Raw genomic sequence first — 16,003 nt, 5'->3', positions numbered from 1 at the left:
GATAATCAGCTGCCGTGACTGACAGGCATGTCTACTTTGCCGGTATCAAACCCGTACTGCGAAAGGGTCTCAAAGCGCACCTTGCTCACATTGGCCAGGGCTCTGGCATCCGATACCGCCACAGCCAACGTCTCGCCCGGCAGCAGGTAGCTTTTCGTTATTTTGGCTTTTTGCCCGCTGGGAATCAGCGTAATGTCTTGTCCAAGCCTGATGACATAAGCCGTGGCGTTGTGGACCGTCATTTTTTCACCGCCCACCGACCATGCCAGTGCTTTCCACGGGTCGGCTGCGGCAACCAGCGTGCGCGGACGAATAATCAGCGGAAGGTTCTGGCGAACGTTGATATTAACCTTATTTTTTCCAGGTTCAGATATCAGAGGAAGCCCTTCTAACGTCACCCGTTTTATGTGTTCCACGCTTAACGGCTGCTGGCTTGACAGCAAAAAGCGCACCCGCTGGGTCTGCCCTGCACCAACACGCACTACCGGCTGGGTGACCACCACCTGCGGCTGTTTATCGTCATCCAGATCGATGACTTTGACATACAGCAGTGCCTCCCGATCGTCCGTATTGGTCACATTAATACTGCCACCGCCCTTCTCCTCATTAATTAATATCATTGAGCTTTGCGGCTGCATCACAGCGAAGGCAGAATGAAAAAACAGCAGCGACGGGAGGGAAAATAACAGAGGAAAAAAAAGCTTGAGCATAACAATCATCCTTGATGCTTAATCGGGTAATACAGCCACCGGCGCAACCGCTACGAGCCTGAGCTGAACTGTTGTTCCGGTGGCATGATTAATTATAAGTAGATGATATCAACCGTTGCGACACCAGTCAGTTCGGCTTCCTGCACACTGCCAATTGAGCTAAGGGCATTAATGGTTGGAATAACGGACAGACCGAAACGCTTAACTTTCGCCAAAGTACGCCCATCTTGCGACGAACTAATATCAAAACCTGCCGTGGTATTCACGGTGCTATTTTTCATAATAGCCTCTGAAGCCCCAGGGCCACCCATGAAGCGGCCATTCTTATCACGCCAGTACATGGCATTGGTAGGCTTGCCGTCGATGTTACTTTCTTTAGGATCAAATACCAGCTTGAAAGTTCCCAGTTCTGCGTCGTTTTTATAACCGAGTGAGAAAGCAAAGCCGTCCTTGTTAGCCGTAGCCATATCGGAGAATTTGATACCGGTAAAGGCTGCTTCCGGGCAGGTCACCGTGATGGCAATTTTCTTCGCGATATCTTTCAACTCGGTAGGTTTATCTTTGTTAAGCTTAGCGACATCAATATCACCAAAGGCGATACCCTGCCCACCACCGCCCACGGTTACGTCGCAGGCAGACGGCACAAGCTTGCCGGTCACCTGCAGATTTGCCGATGAGCTAGCCATAGCCTGGCCAGAAGCGATAACGCAGAGGATTGATGCGGCAAGTACGGTTATTTTTTTCATTGCAATAGTCCTTTATTTTATAGTGACCTGACCACTCGCAGATACTGCGGCAGTATCGGTCTGGAAATAATCAGCCGCTCAGCAACAGCCGCCGCTTAGCGCTGACCATCGGGTGCATTCCTTTCCAAAAAAACAGAAACAGAACACCTTTAATACACATTAATCCTGTAAAAGATCATAAATGTATTTAAGGTGTTTCATTTACCAAAAGCCCCTTATTTAAGGAAGTTAATGGAAATATGGTTCCAAAATAAGATTAAATAACACCTGCTAAGTTAATCGGGGCGTATAATAACATGCGAAATTAATAAATCTACAGACCACTTAGCCACATCCGCCAAAATAATAAATACTGCAAAAAAAAGCTTTTTATTTAGCATTTAATATCGCAATAATGTCTTATCATTAGTAAGGCGATATGATTGATATCTACCCTACTGCCCCACAGTTTATATCCCCGGTAAAACAGCAACAGAACCCTCCTATTTTCCACTGATTTATCAGCCAGTATTACTGAAGAGACAAAGGCCCAGATAACAGGCAAAAAAAACACCGCTCGAAAGCGGTGTTTTTTGGGGGATTATTCAGCCGCATCGCGCCGCAGCCAGTCGCCGCTGGCGATATGCTGCCTGCCGGCGACGGAACGCTGATAGACATAGAGCCAGGCGCTGCCATACGGCGTTTGCAGCAGCTCCCGTTTGTACTCACCGCCTTTGGTTCTCAACGCATCCAGCTCGCCCAGCGTGGAGGCGTCGATGCGGTAGACTTCGCAGTAGACCTGACCTTCACCGTGAACCACGCCCGGGTAGAGCCCGAGGTTATAGAGTTCGTAGCCGTCGATCTGATGATCGCCCAGCCACTGCCCGTTGGTCATCCAGTGACTGTTGCCCTGCTTGCGCCGCAGGCTGCCATAAACGATTATTCGCATTGCTAAAACTCAAACTGATAGAGCACATCCAGTGCCTGGTCGATACCAGACACCGCTTCCAAATAGAGTTTGGGCATCAGGCGGTAACGCAGCGTTAACGTCGCCAGTGAATCAAATATGCCAACACCGTATTTTACCTGTAGACCCGGCAGCACGTAGCCGCTGACCTGCACCTGCTGGCTGTCGCCAACCCCTGCAGTATCCAGCGCCAGGTTGCTGACGCCGAAGGTCTCCCCGATTTTACCCACAACCTGACCACTTTGTGCAACCCCCAATCCGACCAGCGCTGAAGTTAATGCGTCACTGTCGCTGCCGGAGGCGCCTAAACCCTGGCCGCGCAGCAGATAGGAGAGCGCCTCCTGCTGGGATTTCGCCGGGTCGGAGAAGATCTCAACCTTGGGTTCATCCGCCAGCCCGGTGACGCGCACCCCGGCGGTGACATCATCCTCGGTGGCTTCCGGGTTACGGATCGCTTCCATATTGATGTAAGGCTGGTCCGGCGGGCCGGAGAACTGCAGCTCGCCCTTGCGCACCAGCAGGTCCTGCCCGTAGGCGTGGAAGCGACCGGACGGAATGTTGATCTGCCCGTTCAGCCCGAGGCCACGCTTATCCTGCACCAGCTTAAGATCGCCGTTGAGCTTCGCTTTCAGGCCAAAGGCGCTGAGGCGCACATCGTTGCCGACGTGGATGATCAGATTGCTGTTGATCGGGATGGCGGTGGACTTCGGCGCAATCGGCTTGAGGTCTTTATCCAGCAGCACTTCGTCGGAGGAGACGCCAACCGCGCTCTCCGGCACCTCCTGCACCGTAATGCGCGCCCACGGGATGTCGACGCGGCCATCGAGATTAAACAGCTGCGGCGTGGCTTCAAACACCAGGTCCGGCGACACGTCCATACGCACCATCGGCGGCACGGTGACGCGCACTTTATCGCCCTTGGCCGCCACGCGCGCGCGCCAGGCATCCAGCTGGCTCCAGTCGGCGTCACCGTTCAGCGCTATCTGCCCTTGTGAGGTCTGGATCAGCCCCTCCAGCGTCGAACTCATGCCGTTGAACACCATATTCAGATTGGCTGCCGTCAGGTCAACCGGCATAAAGCTGCCGTCGACATCGACATTGCGCAGCCCCAGCTGGCCGAACACCTGCGGTTTCTGCAGATTGCCGCCAAGGCGCAGGTTGCTGCTCAGCACCCCGGCGATTTTCTCGCCCTGCATCAGCGCCGGGTTGAGCATCGCCAGCGACAAATTGGCAATATTGATATTGCCGGAGAGCGTGCGCTTGCCCTGCGGGTCGGCAATCTGCACGTTACCGTCAAGCTGGCCGTTACCCGCGATGCGGATCAGCCAGTCGAGCTGCGCGCGGCCATTTTTCAGCGCCGCATTAAGGTTCAGCGTGTCGAAGGCGACCGGCAGCGTGTTGCCCTGCACATCCTGCTCCACTTTCACCCCGCTGCCCTTCAGCGCGATGCGCCCGGTCGGCAGTGCACCATCGGCAGTCCAGGAGACATCGGCATCGCCGTTGAACACGCCGCGCAGCTGGGTCGCTTCCGGCATAAACGGTTTGATCATCGCCAGGTCAAAGCGATTCAGCACCACGCGCGCGTTGCCGGAAGGGCCCGCTTCCACCGTCTGCGGCACGCACAGCTCGGCGTTCGGGTTCTGCCAGCAGTGTGGGCCAATCTTCACCGTCTGGGCGCTGTTGAGATAGTCGAGCGCGATAGCGCGGGTTAGGCGCCACTCGCCAACCGGGGTATCAAAGCGGGTGTTGTTGAGATTGCCCTGCCAGCGCTGGGTGGCGCGGTCAAAGCTGCCGTTCAGCGCCAGCTGGCCGGAAACCGGTTCACCTTTGAGATTGAGCTTGAGCTGATGCTGCTTCTCCGTGCCGCTGGCATCAAGGGTCAGCAGATCCACCGCCAGCGCATCCTGCTTCAGCTGCTCGACGCGCAGCGCCAGTTTGCCCTGCACCTGCTCGCCGGAGCTGACGTCGCCATCCAGCTTGATGCGGCCAATGCGCATCGCCTGCCAGCGCAGCCCGCTGGCGGTAAGGTCGGCCAGCAGCTGTGGGGTTTTCAGGTCGCCACGGGCGCGGAGAGTGCCTTTCGCTACGCCGCCCAGCCCCGGCAGCGCATTGTCGAGATGCTGCGCATCGATATTGGCATCAAGGTTCAGCTTATCGCCGAGTGAGCCTTTCACATCAACGTTGTTACGCCCCAGCACCAGTTTGATGCCGGGAATATTCCACTGGTTGTAGCTGTTGCCGTACAGCGAACCGTCGGCGCTGACCGCGTTGTTTCTGACGTTGCCTTTCAGCTTCAGCTCCGGCACGCGCATCTGCCAGCTGCCGCCGTACAGGCTGCCGCGCGTGGTGATTTTGCCGTCCAGCTTCGCTGGCCAGTCCGGGTACTGCTTCGCGGTATTGATGCCGCTCAGCAGCAGTTCGCTGTGCCAGCTGACCGCCTTGCTCCAGTCCACCAGCGCGCTCAGGTCAGCATTGCCCTGTAGCGCCGCCAGCCGCAGCTTATCCAGCGCAAACTGCTCAACGTTGCCTTTACCGTCCAGCGTCAGGGTGGCAGGAGGAATGCCCTGGCCCTGCAACGCCGCCTTCAGCGACATCACGTAATCGGTGGCTTTGCCTTTGAAGGTGAAGTTGAGGTTATCCGCCTGATACTGCGCCGCGCCATCCAGCGGCCAGCGCAGCTGCGGGCTTTGCAGCGTCATATTCAGCGGCAGGCCGATTTCAGCCAGCTGCGTATCCGCATTCAGCTGGGCGCGCACCGGGCCGGAGAGATTCAGCGCCAGCCTGAGGCTATCGCGCAGCCCGCCGTCCAGCGTCATCTTGATTTTTTCGCCCTTGATCGGGTCGATATTCAGCGCGCTGTAGAGGTTGAAGCTGACCGGCCAGCTGCCGCTCAGCGTGGCCTGCCCCTGTGCGTTAAGCTGCCCCTGCGGTGAGTCAATGTCGAGGGTTTGCAGCTGCAGCAGGCTGTTTTCGCTCTTCGCCTTCAGCAGCAGGCGGTTGACCGCAATATCGGTATCGCCGGTGATGCGCAGCTGCTCGCCGAGGATCTGCTGCACCTCAACATCCAGCGGCAGCGTGAATTGCGGCAGGTCCGGCAGCAGCGGTTTAGCAAACATCGCCTTCAGGGTTTCACCCAGCGGCTTTTCATCCGGCTGAGGATCCTGCACTTTTGGCTGGACCACCTGCTCGTTGGCGACTTTTGCCGCTTTCGGCAGCGCGATCAGCAGCCCCTGAATATGGGTCGGGGTCAGCGTCAGGCTGCGCGCCTGCCAGTGCATTCCGCTGGTGAAGTCGGCGAGAGAAATGGCGGTATCATCAATTTTCAGATTGATGTTGTGCAGTGCCAGCCTGCTGAGAGTGAGCGGATAGGGGGTGCTGATCTCCCCGCTGCTGCTCTCTTCCTCAACCGGTGGCGTGGCGGCTGGGGCCATTTTTTTGCTGTCCACCACCACATTGACGTCCTTCAGCGACAGGTCGTTGACGCAGAACGCGCTCTCTTTCAGGCAGCTTAGCTTGAGCGCAAGATGGAACTCCCCGGCGTTAACCGTGACGCCCGGCATCTCATACTTCAGCCCTTTGACGGTGAGATTACGCCAACCACCGTCTACCTGCTGGATATCGAGCCCCGGCACCCAGCGCGCAGCGCCGTTCAGCACCAGATGCAGACCGGTGGTGGTGCCGAGTAAAAAGGCAACGCCGCCCAGCAGCACTACCACAAAAACCCCAATGCCAATCAGGCCCTTTTTCCACCACTTCATAGTTCAGGCCCCAGTCCAATGTAAAACTGAATATCGCGATCGTCCTGGTCGCCAATTGGCCGGGCAATGTCCAGCTTGATTGGCCCAACCGGCGACTGCCAGCGCACGCCAAAGCCCGCGCCGGTTTTGAAATTACTCTGCTTGATGACGTTGACGGCTTCGCCCGAATCGACAAACACCGCCCCCCACCATTTGCCTGACACATTGTATTGATACTCCAGCGAGCCGGTCGCCAGTTTGGAGGCACCGGTCAGCTTGCCTTCGTCATCGCGCGGCGAAATACCCTTGTACTTATAGCCACGAATGCTGCGATCGCCCCCGGCGAAGAAGCGCAGATCGGGTGGGACCTTGCTGAAGTTGTTGGTTTCTATCCAGCCGAGGTTACCGCGCACCACAAAGCGGTGTTTGTCTTCCAGCGTGCGGATCCAGACGTTCTGCGCCTGCATCACGGCGAAGTCAATATCGGAGCCCCAGGTGGTATCGGAGACATCCAGCGAGTAGCGCTGGGAATCACCCCAGGTTGGCATCAGCCCACCGCGCGAGCGGGTGCGGTTAACGCTGACGCCAGGGTAGATCAGCATCGTGGTGTTGGTGACGCTGCCCTGGGTAAAGTGGTCGAGGCTCCAGCGCAGATTAATCGCCCGCTGCCAGCCGCTGGAACTGTCCCAGTAGCGCGAGGCAGCCAGCGTGCTGGAGTCGGCTTTGGTGTCGTTGAGATCGGTGCGCTTCAACCCGCCCTGCAGCAGGTAGTACTGCTCGAGGGGGCTTTTGCGCAGCGGCATTTTATAGCTGAAGTCCAGCTGCTGCTCGGGGGCAGAAATATTGGCGCTGGTGCTGAAGCTGTGGCCACGATCGTTGACCCACGGCTTTTTCCACGTTGCTTTGACGCGTGGGCCCACGTCGGTCGAGTAACCTACACCGGTCTCAATGGTGTTCTCGGTGCGCGGCGACACCACGCCATGCAGCGGCAACACTTTGCTGTCGCGCGCCTTATCAAACTCGGGGGCCACCACCACCGAGTTAAACCAGCCGGTCGCCGACAGGCGGCGATTCAGTTCAGCCAGGTCGCGGGAGTTGTAGTAATCGCCTTGTTTAAACGGCACCAGGTTTTGCAGATAGTCTTCGCGGATTTGCGAACCGGAGAAGCTGACGTCGCCAAAGCGATAGCGCTGGCCGCTGTCATAGTCGAGGTCCCAGAAGGCTTCACGCCGCTCTACCGACACCCCCAGCTGGCTTTTACGGTAGTCGCCGTCAAAGTAGCCTTTGCGCAGCGCCAGATTGCTCAGCGAGCTTTTGAATTTTTCATAGTCGCTGTGGTTGAGCACCGTCCCCAGCGGCGGTTTTCCGCTTTTCACCAGCTTTTGATAGTCTTCGTCTGTGCGGGCGCCGCCGCGCAGGATCACGGTTTCTCCCGCCAGTTTTACCGGCTCACCAGGGGTGACTTTTGCCAGCAGCAGCGGACGCTTTCCGCCAGGAGGAGGAGGTTGCAGTTCGAAGTCGATCTCAGGTTCGTAGTATCCCAGCGCCTTCAGGCCCTCTTTCACCGCTTCGCTCACCCGCGAGCGGAAGCGGCCATCGGAGGTCACTTCATCATTAGTGATGGTGGATAAACGCGCCCTGACATTCTTCTGTAACTCCCCTGATAACCCTGTCACCTGCAAACGAACGTTCGCTGCCTCTACGGCAGGCGCAACGATCAGCAGGCAAGACATGCAAACCACATGAACTCTTGGCACGCTTACTCCCGTTTTTATTGCCAGCCCGCAATCCACCGGGCTTAACCTGATAATCCCATTATGCGACCATTGGGCTGCAACAGCTTTCAACCCTGCATGAATCACTGTGGCTAAGTCGCATCTAAACCTAAGACAAATTTTGTGCCTATTGTGTGCAAAGTCACGGTACGTTACAACACAGTATCGCGATTGCGGGTAAAAGGAGTGTAACGCGCTATGGCGATCGGACAAGTCGCCGCACTTTTTCGCCGCGCGCAATCCACTCCCGCAACTGCCGTAATTGTAAGCGCTCGCCGGCACAGTTATAATCTGCCGGCAGGGCGCACCGCGCCCTGATTACCCTTCTGCTCCGGCGCACTTGCCGAACCGCAGACATTTTTGGCACGGATAGCCCTGATCGACCCGATTCGACATCATCCTGCGCGCTGCCCAGGCCAAAAATGACAAGTGATTAACCCGGCCCACTCTGACCGCGAGCCTATTCTCACCGCCACAGAGCCGAGCCAAATAATGGATGTTCTATGTTAGACAGCTTGCTTGTCATCGTACTGCTGATTGCCATCAGCTCATTTTTCTCTCTGTCAGAAATTTCTCTGGCGGCTGCCCGCAAAATTAAACTTAAGCTGCTGGCGGACGAAGGTAACATCAACGCGCAGCGCGTAATGAAGATGCAGGAAACCCCCGGCATGTTCTTTACCGTGGTGCAGATTGGCCTGAACGCCGTCGCCATTCTTGGTGGTATTGTCGGCGATGCCGCGTTCTCCCCCGCTTTCCGCTCGCTGTTTGAACGCTTCTTCGAGCCGGAGATGGCGGAGCGCATTAGCTTTATCTGCTCCTTCACCGTGGTCACCAGCCTGTTTATTCTGTTTGCCGACCTGTTCCCTAAACGCCTTGGCATGATCGCGCCGGAAACCGTGGCGCTGAAGATCATCAACCCGATGCGTTTCTGCCTGTTTCTGTTCCGCCCGCTGGTGTGGTTCTTTAACGGCGGGGCTAACATCATCTTCCGCCTGTTTAAAATCCCGCTGGTGCGCAAAGACGACATCACTTCCGACGATATCTATGCGGTGGTGGAGGCGGGCGCGCTGGCTGGCGTGCTGCGCAAGCAGGAGCATGAGCTGATCGAGAACGTGTTCGAGCTGGAGTCGCGCACCGTGCCTTCATCGATGACCTCCCGCGAAAACGTGGTGTGGTTTGACCTGCACGAAGATGAGGGCAGCCTGAAAGAGAAGATCGCCCGCTTCCCGCACTCCAAGTTCCTGGTGTGCAACGAAGATATTGACCACATTATCGGTTACGTCGACTCGAAAGAGCTGCTGCTGCGCGTGCTGGGTAATCAGAGCATGGCGCTGAACAGCGGCGTGCAGATCCGCTCGGCGCTGATTGTGCCGGACACGCTGACGCTCTCTGAAGCGCTGGAAAGTTTTAAAGCGGCGGGTGAAGACTTCGCGGTGATCATGAATGAATACGCGCTGGTGGTGGGCATTATCACCCTCAACGACGTGATGACCACGCTGATGGGCGACCTGGTCGGCCAGGGAATGGAAGAGCAAATTGTCGCGCGCGACGAGAACTCATGGCTGGTAGAGGGCGGAACGCCAATTGATGACGTGATGCGCGTGCTGCATATCGACGAGTTCCCGCAGTCCGGCAACTATGAAACCATCGGCGGCTTTATGATGTTTATGCTGCGCAAAATTCCAAAGCGCACCGACTTCGTGAAGTTCCACGGCTTTAAGTTTGAAGTTGTCGACATCGACAGTTACCGCATCGACCAGCTGCTGGTGACGCGTATTGATGCACGCCCGACTACGCCGGCGCTGCCGAAAGATCCTGAAGAGAGTGTGGTTTCGTAGAATGCATTGAGAATGGTGCAAGGGTGGTTTGCGGTCGAGGCATGCCTCGACCCTACTTGTCGGGTCAGGCATGCCTGACCCTGAATCTTTTTTATCAGTTAAACTCAGTCTGCAGGCGCAGAACCTGACGGTTAACTTCTGACATCACGCTGTAGTGCTGTTTATCCTTGACGCGGGGAATAAGGATCTTACCCTTATCGAACTCAAACGCGCCCACATCCTTGATATACAACCTTCCCCGGAACAACGTTTTGACGTATTTAGCGACCTGAAATGGATTATATCGCTGGAAGATCTTCATTCTGTTTTTACTCCTGAACGTATAGCGTACGCTTCATCGTGACCAAGCACGGTACGAAGTGGTGAAGCGCAAAGTGACTACAATATAGAACAACATTCGTTGCCGATGTTCCTAAAAGCGATTTTTTTTACTGTTTTTACACATCATGACAGAACTCTCTGTTACCTGAACGTACCTGCGCAGTGTAAACCTTCAATACATAGGGTTTTGTGCGATCTGTTGCAAAGATGTTGTTTCGATGCGACAGCAGCATCATCCGCGCTTATTATTGCAGAACCATGACTAACTGGTCGGATCACATCGAAACTCGGGAGCCATCATGACAACAGCCCGCCAACTGGCAGCTATGCTTTGCCTTTTTATCCCTTTTACCGTCGCCGCGCACAACTTCAACATGGGGGAACGCGTTGCGCCGGTCGGGATTGCCGACAAGGGGGAACTGGTGCTGCAGCAGGATAAGTTTAGCTATAAAAACTGGAACAGCGCGCAGCTGCCCGGGAAAGTGCGCGTGATACAGCATATTGCCGGGCGATCTTCCGCTAAAGAGCAGAACGCGGCGCTGATTGAGGCGATCAAAGCGGCAAAACTGCCGCACGACCGCTACCAGACAACCACGGTGGTGAACACCGATGATGCCATTCCCGGCACCGGGATGTTCGTGCGCAGCAGCATTCACAGCAACAAGCAGCAGTTCCCGTGGTCGCAGTTCATTGTCGATAGCAACGGTGCGGCACGTGAAGCCTGGCAGCTGGAGAGCGGCGGCTCAGCGATTATCGTGCTGGATAAGCAGGGTAAGGTGCGGTTCGCCAAAGAGGGTGCGCTGACGCAGGATGAGGTGAAGCAGGTGATGACATTGTTGCAAGAGTTACTGCACTAATGATGACCAGGGCGGACCGAAAAAGAAGGTCCGCCCCTACAGACCCCTAATCATGGCGGACCGAAAAACAAGGTCCGCCCCTACAGAAATCCAGGTAGCATGGGGCCGGCGCGGCAAACATCAATATATTGAGACGCGGAAACCGGGGTTGAGGAACGACTCACGCGGGGTGTAATCCAGCGTTTTTCCCTGCCAGTCGTGCACGTGGGCGCCCGCTGCCAGCGCCACCGCGTGGCCCGCACCGGTGTCCCAGATATTGGTTGGCCCAAAGCGCGGGTAGAGCTGCGCTTTGCCTTCCGCCACCAGGCAAAACTTCAGCGATGAGCCAATCGCGGTGGTCTGATGCTCGCCCAGCTGGCTGAGATAATCTTCCAGCTCGCTATCGGAATGGGAGCGGCTCACCACCACCAGCGGCGGATGCGCGTTCTGTACCTGGATCTGCACCTTATGCCCGCCCTCTTCTTTCCAGGCTTTGCCATTATCGGCGGAATAGAGCACTTGTAATACCGGCGCATAAACCACGCCGAGCACCGGCTTGCCGCCCTCAATCAACGCGATGTTCACCGTGAACTCGCCGTTACGCTTAATAAACTCTTTGGTGCCATCAAGCGGGTCAACCAGCCAGTATTTCTGCCAGTGCTGACGCACTTCCCAGCCGGCAGGATCTTCCTCTGACAGCACCGGGATCGCCGGCGTCAGCGCCTGCAGGCCAGCAACGATCACCTTGTGTGCGGCAATGTCTGCTGCCGTAACCGGGGAATCATCGGATTTATGGGCGACATCCAGCGGCGCCTGGCCGTCGTACACTCGCATAATGGCATCACCGGCATCACGCGCCAGCTGACAAATTTGGTCTAACACTTCCCACCTCCTGACTGTTCTGGTGTTTTCAACAGCATAACGCACCTGACGCGCAGGGACACGATTTCCTGGTATTTTATGATAAATCACAGAGTTAAGGGGCGGGGAAAAGGCGGGTTGTGGCGGTGTTTTCGCAGGCAGGCTCAGGGGCCGGGCGCGATGCCCGGCCCGCGAAGAACTTACAGGATTTCCAGCAGTTCGACTTCAAACACCAGGGTGCTGAATGGTGGGATGGAAGCACCCGCACCGCGCTCGCCGTAGGCGAGGTTGTGTGGGATCACCAGTTCCCATTTAGAGCCAACCGGCATCAGGGTCAGCGCTTCGATCCAGCCTGGGATCACGCCGCTTACCGGGAATTCAGCCGGCTCGCCACGCTGTACGGAGCTGTCGAACACGCTGCCGTCGATCAGTTTACCGGTATAGTGGACGCGTACGCGGTCCTGACGGGATGGGATTGCGCCCTCACCCTGAGTCAGCACGCTGAACTGTAAACCGGTCTCGGTGCTGCTGACGCCGTCGCGCTTGGCGTTGTCTTCCAGGAACTTCTGACCTTCTACTGCCATGGCCTGTTGGCGCTCCTGACGCACGGCTTCTGCACGCTCGTGAACTTCACGCAGCGCGCGGTGAACCACATCAACAGGAACGGACGGGGCATTCCCTTCCAGCGCGTCGCGCAGGCCTGCCAGCAGTGCTTCTGGCTGTAAACCCTGCAGACCAGATTCCTGCAGCTGCTGACCGACCTGTAAACCGATACCGTAACTTGCTTGCGCTTCAACGCTGTCAAAAGAAGGGGTTGTCATGGATTTTCCTTTCATCATTGATAAAACCGAAGACGAAGCATAACAGCGCAGACAACGGGCGTAAAATCCCATCTTCCACTGGTGACTTTTCGCCGTGAAACGGAAACAATATCACTTCCGATTATTAGCCCCAAAACCCCTTGCTGGCCTGTACCGATAAAAACACGCCACCAGCAACGGGCTAAGCTACAGTGTATTAGAGGTATAAATGGGCCAGATTGCCCGCAGGCGAAGGAAAGGCCAGCCGCAGTTAGTCAGCCAGGTCAAAAACTGGCTGGCAAACCGCTCACTGATTGCGCGAGTGTCGCGCCAGGAGGAAGAAGCAATGCCAGACGCATCGCCAACATCACGTTTATCGTCGTGGCTTCATCAAATCTGGCATTTGCCGGACCAGATAAGCTGGATGAACCCGCTGCCAGCGCCTCATCGCCGCGGCATTATTGCCGCCGCGCTGGTTGTCCTGCTGGCCTTCCTGTGGCCGTCAACCCCGCAACAGCGTGCGGTGCAGCCGGTCACGCCCATGCAGAGCGGCGACGCCGGCACTGAGGTACCGTTACAGGCGGAAATCACCGATAGCCCTCCGCCAGCAACAACCCCCACCGCGCCGCCCGCGCAAACCAGCACCGCCCAGCCGGACAGCCAGGGCGAGTGGCATGAATACCTGATTGCCTCCGGCCAGACGCTGGCGCAGCTGTTCCGTGACAATAATCTGCCGGTCAACGATGTGTTTGCGATGGCGCGGGTTGAGGGCAGCGATAAACCGCTCAGCACGTTACATGCCGGGCAGACGGTGAAGATTCGTCAGGATGCGCAGGGTGTGGTGACAGGATTGACGCTGGACAGCGGCAACGGGGAAATACTGTTTACCCGCCAGCCCGATGGGACATTCTTAAAAGCGCAGTAGAAACAAAAACGCCGCCCCGAGGGGCGGCGCTTTGAACAACGCTAACGTCAGCGATTAAGCTTCAGCAACGATGTTAACGATCAGCTTAGCGAAGACTTCGCTGTGAACCTGGATGTCCACTTCATGCTCACCGGTCACACGCAGAACGCCGTTCGGCAGACGAACTTCGCTCTTAGCCACTTCAACGCCAGCTGCAGTAATTGCATCAGCGATGTCGCGGGTACCGATGGAACCGAACAGCTTACCTTCGTCGCCTGATTTAGACGCGATGGTCACGGTGCCCAGTGCATTGATTTTCTCAGCGCGTGCATTAGCTGCAGACAGAACGTCAGCCAGTTTGGCTTCCAGTTCTGCACGACGTGCTTCGAAGAACTCAACGTTTTTCTTGGTAGCAGGAACAGCTTTGCCCTGTGGTACCAGGAAGTTACGAGCGTAGCCCGCTTTAACGTTAACCTGGTCACCCAGGCTGCCCAGGTTTGCTACTTTATCAAGCAGAATAACTTGCATTACCTTATCCTCTTTAAGTCGTTAATAGACGGCGGCCGATTACTGATGACGATCAGTGTATGGCAGCAGGGACAGGTAGCGAGCGCGCTTGATGCAGCGAGCCAGCTGACGCTGGTATTTTGCACGAGTACCGGTAATACGGCTCGGGACAATTTTACCACTTTCAGTGATATAGTTTTTCAGCGTAGCGATGTCTTTGTAATCAATCTCTACAACGCCTTCCGCGGTGAAACGGCAGAACTTGCGACGACGGAAATAACGTGCCATTAGGCTAGTCTCCAGTATCTATCAATTCAATCTGCTCGGCATGCAGTACGATCTTGTTCAGGCCATTGCGCCCTTGATGGCAGCTAATAAATCCCTGAACCGTAACCTGCGTACCGACCGTTATACTTTGAGTAATGGCCTGATGGGCTTTGCCGCTGATAATCACCGGCATCCGACACCAGGCTTGCCGGTTAAAACCGGCTTCCACCTGCTCTGAACGGTGCTCAAGCACGAACTGGCAGTGTGGAATTCCTGACGGGCTCACTTTTCGTATCGGCGTCTTGCACACGGTGCCAGACAGCGTCAGACGATTGGCCGTCACGGACAATTACTCTTCAGAATCCCCAGCATCTGCATCATCAGAGGTTTCGTTAGCAAAATCTTCGCGACGATCACGACGCTCATCTTTCGCTTTAACCATCGGAGATGCTTCAGTTACCGCGTGCTTAACGCGCATAACCATGCTGCGGATAACGGCGTCGTTGAAGCGGAAGTTAGTTTCCAGCTCATCGATCGCTTCCTGCGGAGCTTCCACGTTCAGCAGAACGTAGTGAGCTTTGTGCAGTTTGTTGATCGGGTAAGCCAGCTGACGGCGGCCCCAGTCTTCCAGGCGGTGGATCGTACCTTCTGCACCAGTGATGGTTGCAGAGTAACGCTCGATCATGCCAGGAACCTGTTCGCTTTGGTCAGGATGAACCATAAATACGATTTCGTAATGACGCATCGAATTTGCTCCTTACGGATTATTCAGCCTCCTGTCAGGGTCAGCCGCGGCCCATGGAAGCAAGGAACGTTATAAGCCGTGACCAGAGTAAACTCCGGGTCACAACCTGAGAATGCGGCTGAAAAATTGACGCGTAATCATACTGGCGAGGAGGGATAAACACAAGGTAAATATTGGCGCGGAGACGGGGATGTCGGGCGGACCGAAAAAGAGGGTCCGCCCCTACGGCTTATAGATGATGCTTAAAAAAGGCGGTAAACGCGCTGAGCGCCGGCGGGGTGATGCGGTGGCCCACGCCGGACTCGGTAAGGTACGTCAGGTTGCCGTCCTGCCCGCTGTCACGCAGGGCTTTTTCCAGCCGCGCACTTTCTGCGGCGGGCACCACCTCATCGGCTTCCCCGTGCCACAGCAGCAGTGGGCGATTGGCCAGCTTTTCCAGCTGGTGGCCGACATCATACTGCGCCAGCGGTGCCAGCCGCTCGTCCAGCTGTTTTTTCTCCTCCTGCGTGCGCGCCACCCGCGGCGGAAACAGCGTCCGGGCCAGCTGGCTGAAATAGCCGGAGCCCATCATGCTCGCCGCCGCGCGCAGCTGCGGATAGCGCGCCATCGCCCCCAGCGCCGTCATGCCGCCCATTGATGCCCCGGCCACCGCCAGCCGCTCAGCGTCTACCAGCTGCCGCGCGCGCAGCGCCTGTTCAATTCCGGGCAGTTCGTCAATATTGCTACGCAGGATCTCCCAGAAATGCGTCAGGCGCAGTTCGCTGTCGCCGCTGTAGCGCGCACCGTGCAGGTCAGCGTCCGGCAGCACCGCACGAAAACCGGCCTGGGCCAGCGCGACGGCGAAATAGGCGTAAACCTCTTTTGACGAGGTGAAGCCGTGATAGAAAATCACGCTGGGCAGTGGCGCATCGCGTTTGCCGGCCGGAAAGGCATGCAGGCACTCAATTCCGGCGAAACTTTCACTATTCAGCTCGATCATCAGGTTTCCTCATAAACTTTATCCGCGCCAT

The 16,003-nt window shown here is 56.5% G+C and carries 16 protein-coding genes; 3 read left to right on the top strand and 13 right to left on the bottom strand.

The features are described 5' to 3' along the window. Nucleotides 1-5: 5 nt before the first annotated feature. From J2Y91_RS10650 to tamA, 5 genes are all read right to left on the bottom strand, one after another. A complete protein-coding gene (locus J2Y91_RS10650; RefSeq protein WP_253538191.1) occupies nucleotides 6-710 on the bottom strand; it encodes a fimbria/pilus chaperone family protein in 705 nt (234 codons plus the stop codon). 92 nt (nucleotides 711-802) lie between these two features. Next, complete coding sequence (locus J2Y91_RS10645; protein ID WP_253538187.1) at nucleotides 803-1,456, bottom strand: DUF1120 domain-containing protein; 654 nt, start codon at nucleotides 1,454-1,456, stop codon at nucleotides 803-805. Between the two features lie 580 nt (nucleotides 1,457-2,036). Next, on the bottom strand, nucleotides 2,037-2,384 hold the full coding sequence (locus J2Y91_RS10640) for a gamma-glutamylcyclotransferase family protein (RefSeq protein ID WP_253538184.1): 348 nt from the start codon (nucleotides 2,382-2,384) through the stop codon (nucleotides 2,037-2,039). Nucleotides 2,385-2,386: 2 nt separating this feature from the next. Beyond that, nucleotides 2,387-6,160, bottom strand: a complete 3,774-nt coding sequence (gene tamB / locus J2Y91_RS10635) for an autotransporter assembly complex protein TamB (RefSeq protein WP_253538181.1) — start codon at nucleotides 6,158-6,160, stop codon at nucleotides 2,387-2,389. Further along, the gene (tamA, locus tag J2Y91_RS10630) at nucleotides 6,157-7,872 is read right to left on the bottom strand and encodes an autotransporter assembly complex protein TamA (protein ID WP_253538178.1); all 1,716 of its coding nucleotides are present in this window, start codon (nucleotides 7,870-7,872) and stop codon (nucleotides 6,157-6,159) included. The genes tamB and tamA overlap by 4 nt, the downstream gene beginning before the upstream one ends. A gap of 545 nt (nucleotides 7,873-8,417) precedes the next feature. On the opposite strand from tamA, the gene paeA reads away from it, so the two are divergent. Then, nucleotides 8,418-9,752 carry a polyamine export protein PaeA gene (paeA, locus tag J2Y91_RS10625; protein WP_133624863.1) on the top strand — a complete coding sequence of 445 codons (1,335 nt, stop codon included), beginning with the start codon at nucleotides 8,418-8,420 and terminating at the stop codon, nucleotides 9,750-9,752. A 94-nt stretch (nucleotides 9,753-9,846) separates the two neighbouring features. On the opposite strand, the gene J2Y91_RS10620 is transcribed toward paeA, so the two are convergent. Further along, nucleotides 9,847-10,053, bottom strand: coding sequence for a DUF1107 domain-containing protein (locus J2Y91_RS10620; RefSeq protein ID WP_048917387.1), 207 nt, complete (start codon nucleotides 10,051-10,053; stop codon nucleotides 9,847-9,849). Between the two features lie 319 nt (nucleotides 10,054-10,372). Between J2Y91_RS10620 and J2Y91_RS10615 the strand changes: the two genes are divergently transcribed. Continuing rightward, the gene (locus tag J2Y91_RS10615; RefSeq protein ID WP_253538175.1) at nucleotides 10,373-10,930 is read left to right on the top strand and encodes a YtfJ family protein; all 558 of its coding nucleotides are present in this window, start codon (nucleotides 10,373-10,375) and stop codon (nucleotides 10,928-10,930) included. A gap of 120 nt (nucleotides 10,931-11,050) precedes the next feature. Here J2Y91_RS10615 and cysQ read toward each other — a convergent pair whose 3' ends face one another. Beyond that, entirely contained in the window at nucleotides 11,051-11,791 is a 741-nt protein-coding gene (gene cysQ / locus J2Y91_RS10610; protein ID WP_253538172.1) for a 3'(2'),5'-bisphosphate nucleotidase CysQ, read from the bottom strand. 179 nt (nucleotides 11,792-11,970) lie between these two features. After that, nucleotides 11,971-12,591 (bottom strand): BamJ family beta-barrel-assembly machinery protein, encoded by a 621-nt coding sequence (bamJ, locus tag J2Y91_RS10605; RefSeq protein ID WP_048917390.1) that lies wholly within the window; start codon nucleotides 12,589-12,591, stop codon nucleotides 11,971-11,973. Between the two features lie 208 nt (nucleotides 12,592-12,799). On the opposite strand from bamJ, the gene J2Y91_RS10600 reads away from it, so the two are divergent. After that, nucleotides 12,800-13,495: an OapA family protein gene (locus J2Y91_RS10600; protein WP_436232195.1), complete on the top strand. Its 696-nt coding sequence runs from the start codon at nucleotides 12,800-12,802 to the stop codon at nucleotides 13,493-13,495. 54 nt (nucleotides 13,496-13,549) lie between these two features. Here J2Y91_RS10600 and rplI read toward each other — a convergent pair whose 3' ends face one another. From rplI to yjfP, 5 genes are all read right to left on the bottom strand, one after another. Next, nucleotides 13,550-14,002 carry a 50S ribosomal protein L9 gene (rplI, locus tag J2Y91_RS10595; RefSeq protein WP_253538169.1) on the bottom strand — a complete coding sequence of 151 codons (453 nt, stop codon included), beginning with the start codon at nucleotides 14,000-14,002 and terminating at the stop codon, nucleotides 13,550-13,552. Between the two features lie 39 nt (nucleotides 14,003-14,041). After that, on the bottom strand, nucleotides 14,042-14,269 hold the full coding sequence (gene rpsR / locus J2Y91_RS10590; protein ID WP_002210155.1) for a 30S ribosomal protein S18: 228 nt from the start codon (nucleotides 14,267-14,269) through the stop codon (nucleotides 14,042-14,044). 4 nt (nucleotides 14,270-14,273) lie between these two features. Next, the gene (gene priB / locus J2Y91_RS10585) at nucleotides 14,274-14,591 is read right to left on the bottom strand and encodes a primosomal replication protein N (protein ID WP_048917429.1); all 318 of its coding nucleotides are present in this window, start codon (nucleotides 14,589-14,591) and stop codon (nucleotides 14,274-14,276) included. 6 nt (nucleotides 14,592-14,597) lie between these two features. After that, nucleotides 14,598-14,993, bottom strand: coding sequence for a 30S ribosomal protein S6 (gene rpsF / locus J2Y91_RS10580; protein ID WP_034891402.1), 396 nt, complete (start codon nucleotides 14,991-14,993; stop codon nucleotides 14,598-14,600). 229 nt (nucleotides 14,994-15,222) lie between these two features. Beyond that, a complete protein-coding gene (gene yjfP / locus J2Y91_RS10575) occupies nucleotides 15,223-15,972 on the bottom strand; it encodes an esterase (protein WP_253538166.1) in 750 nt (249 codons plus the stop codon). Nucleotides 15,973-16,003: the final 31 nt, after the last annotated feature.

The sequence above is a fragment of the Erwinia aphidicola genome, from assembly GCF_024169515.1.
In the GTDB taxonomy this organism is placed as follows: Bacteria; Pseudomonadota; Gammaproteobacteria; order Enterobacterales; family Enterobacteriaceae; genus Erwinia; species Erwinia aphidicola.
This window is presented reverse-complemented; position numbering and strand designations above follow the sequence as displayed.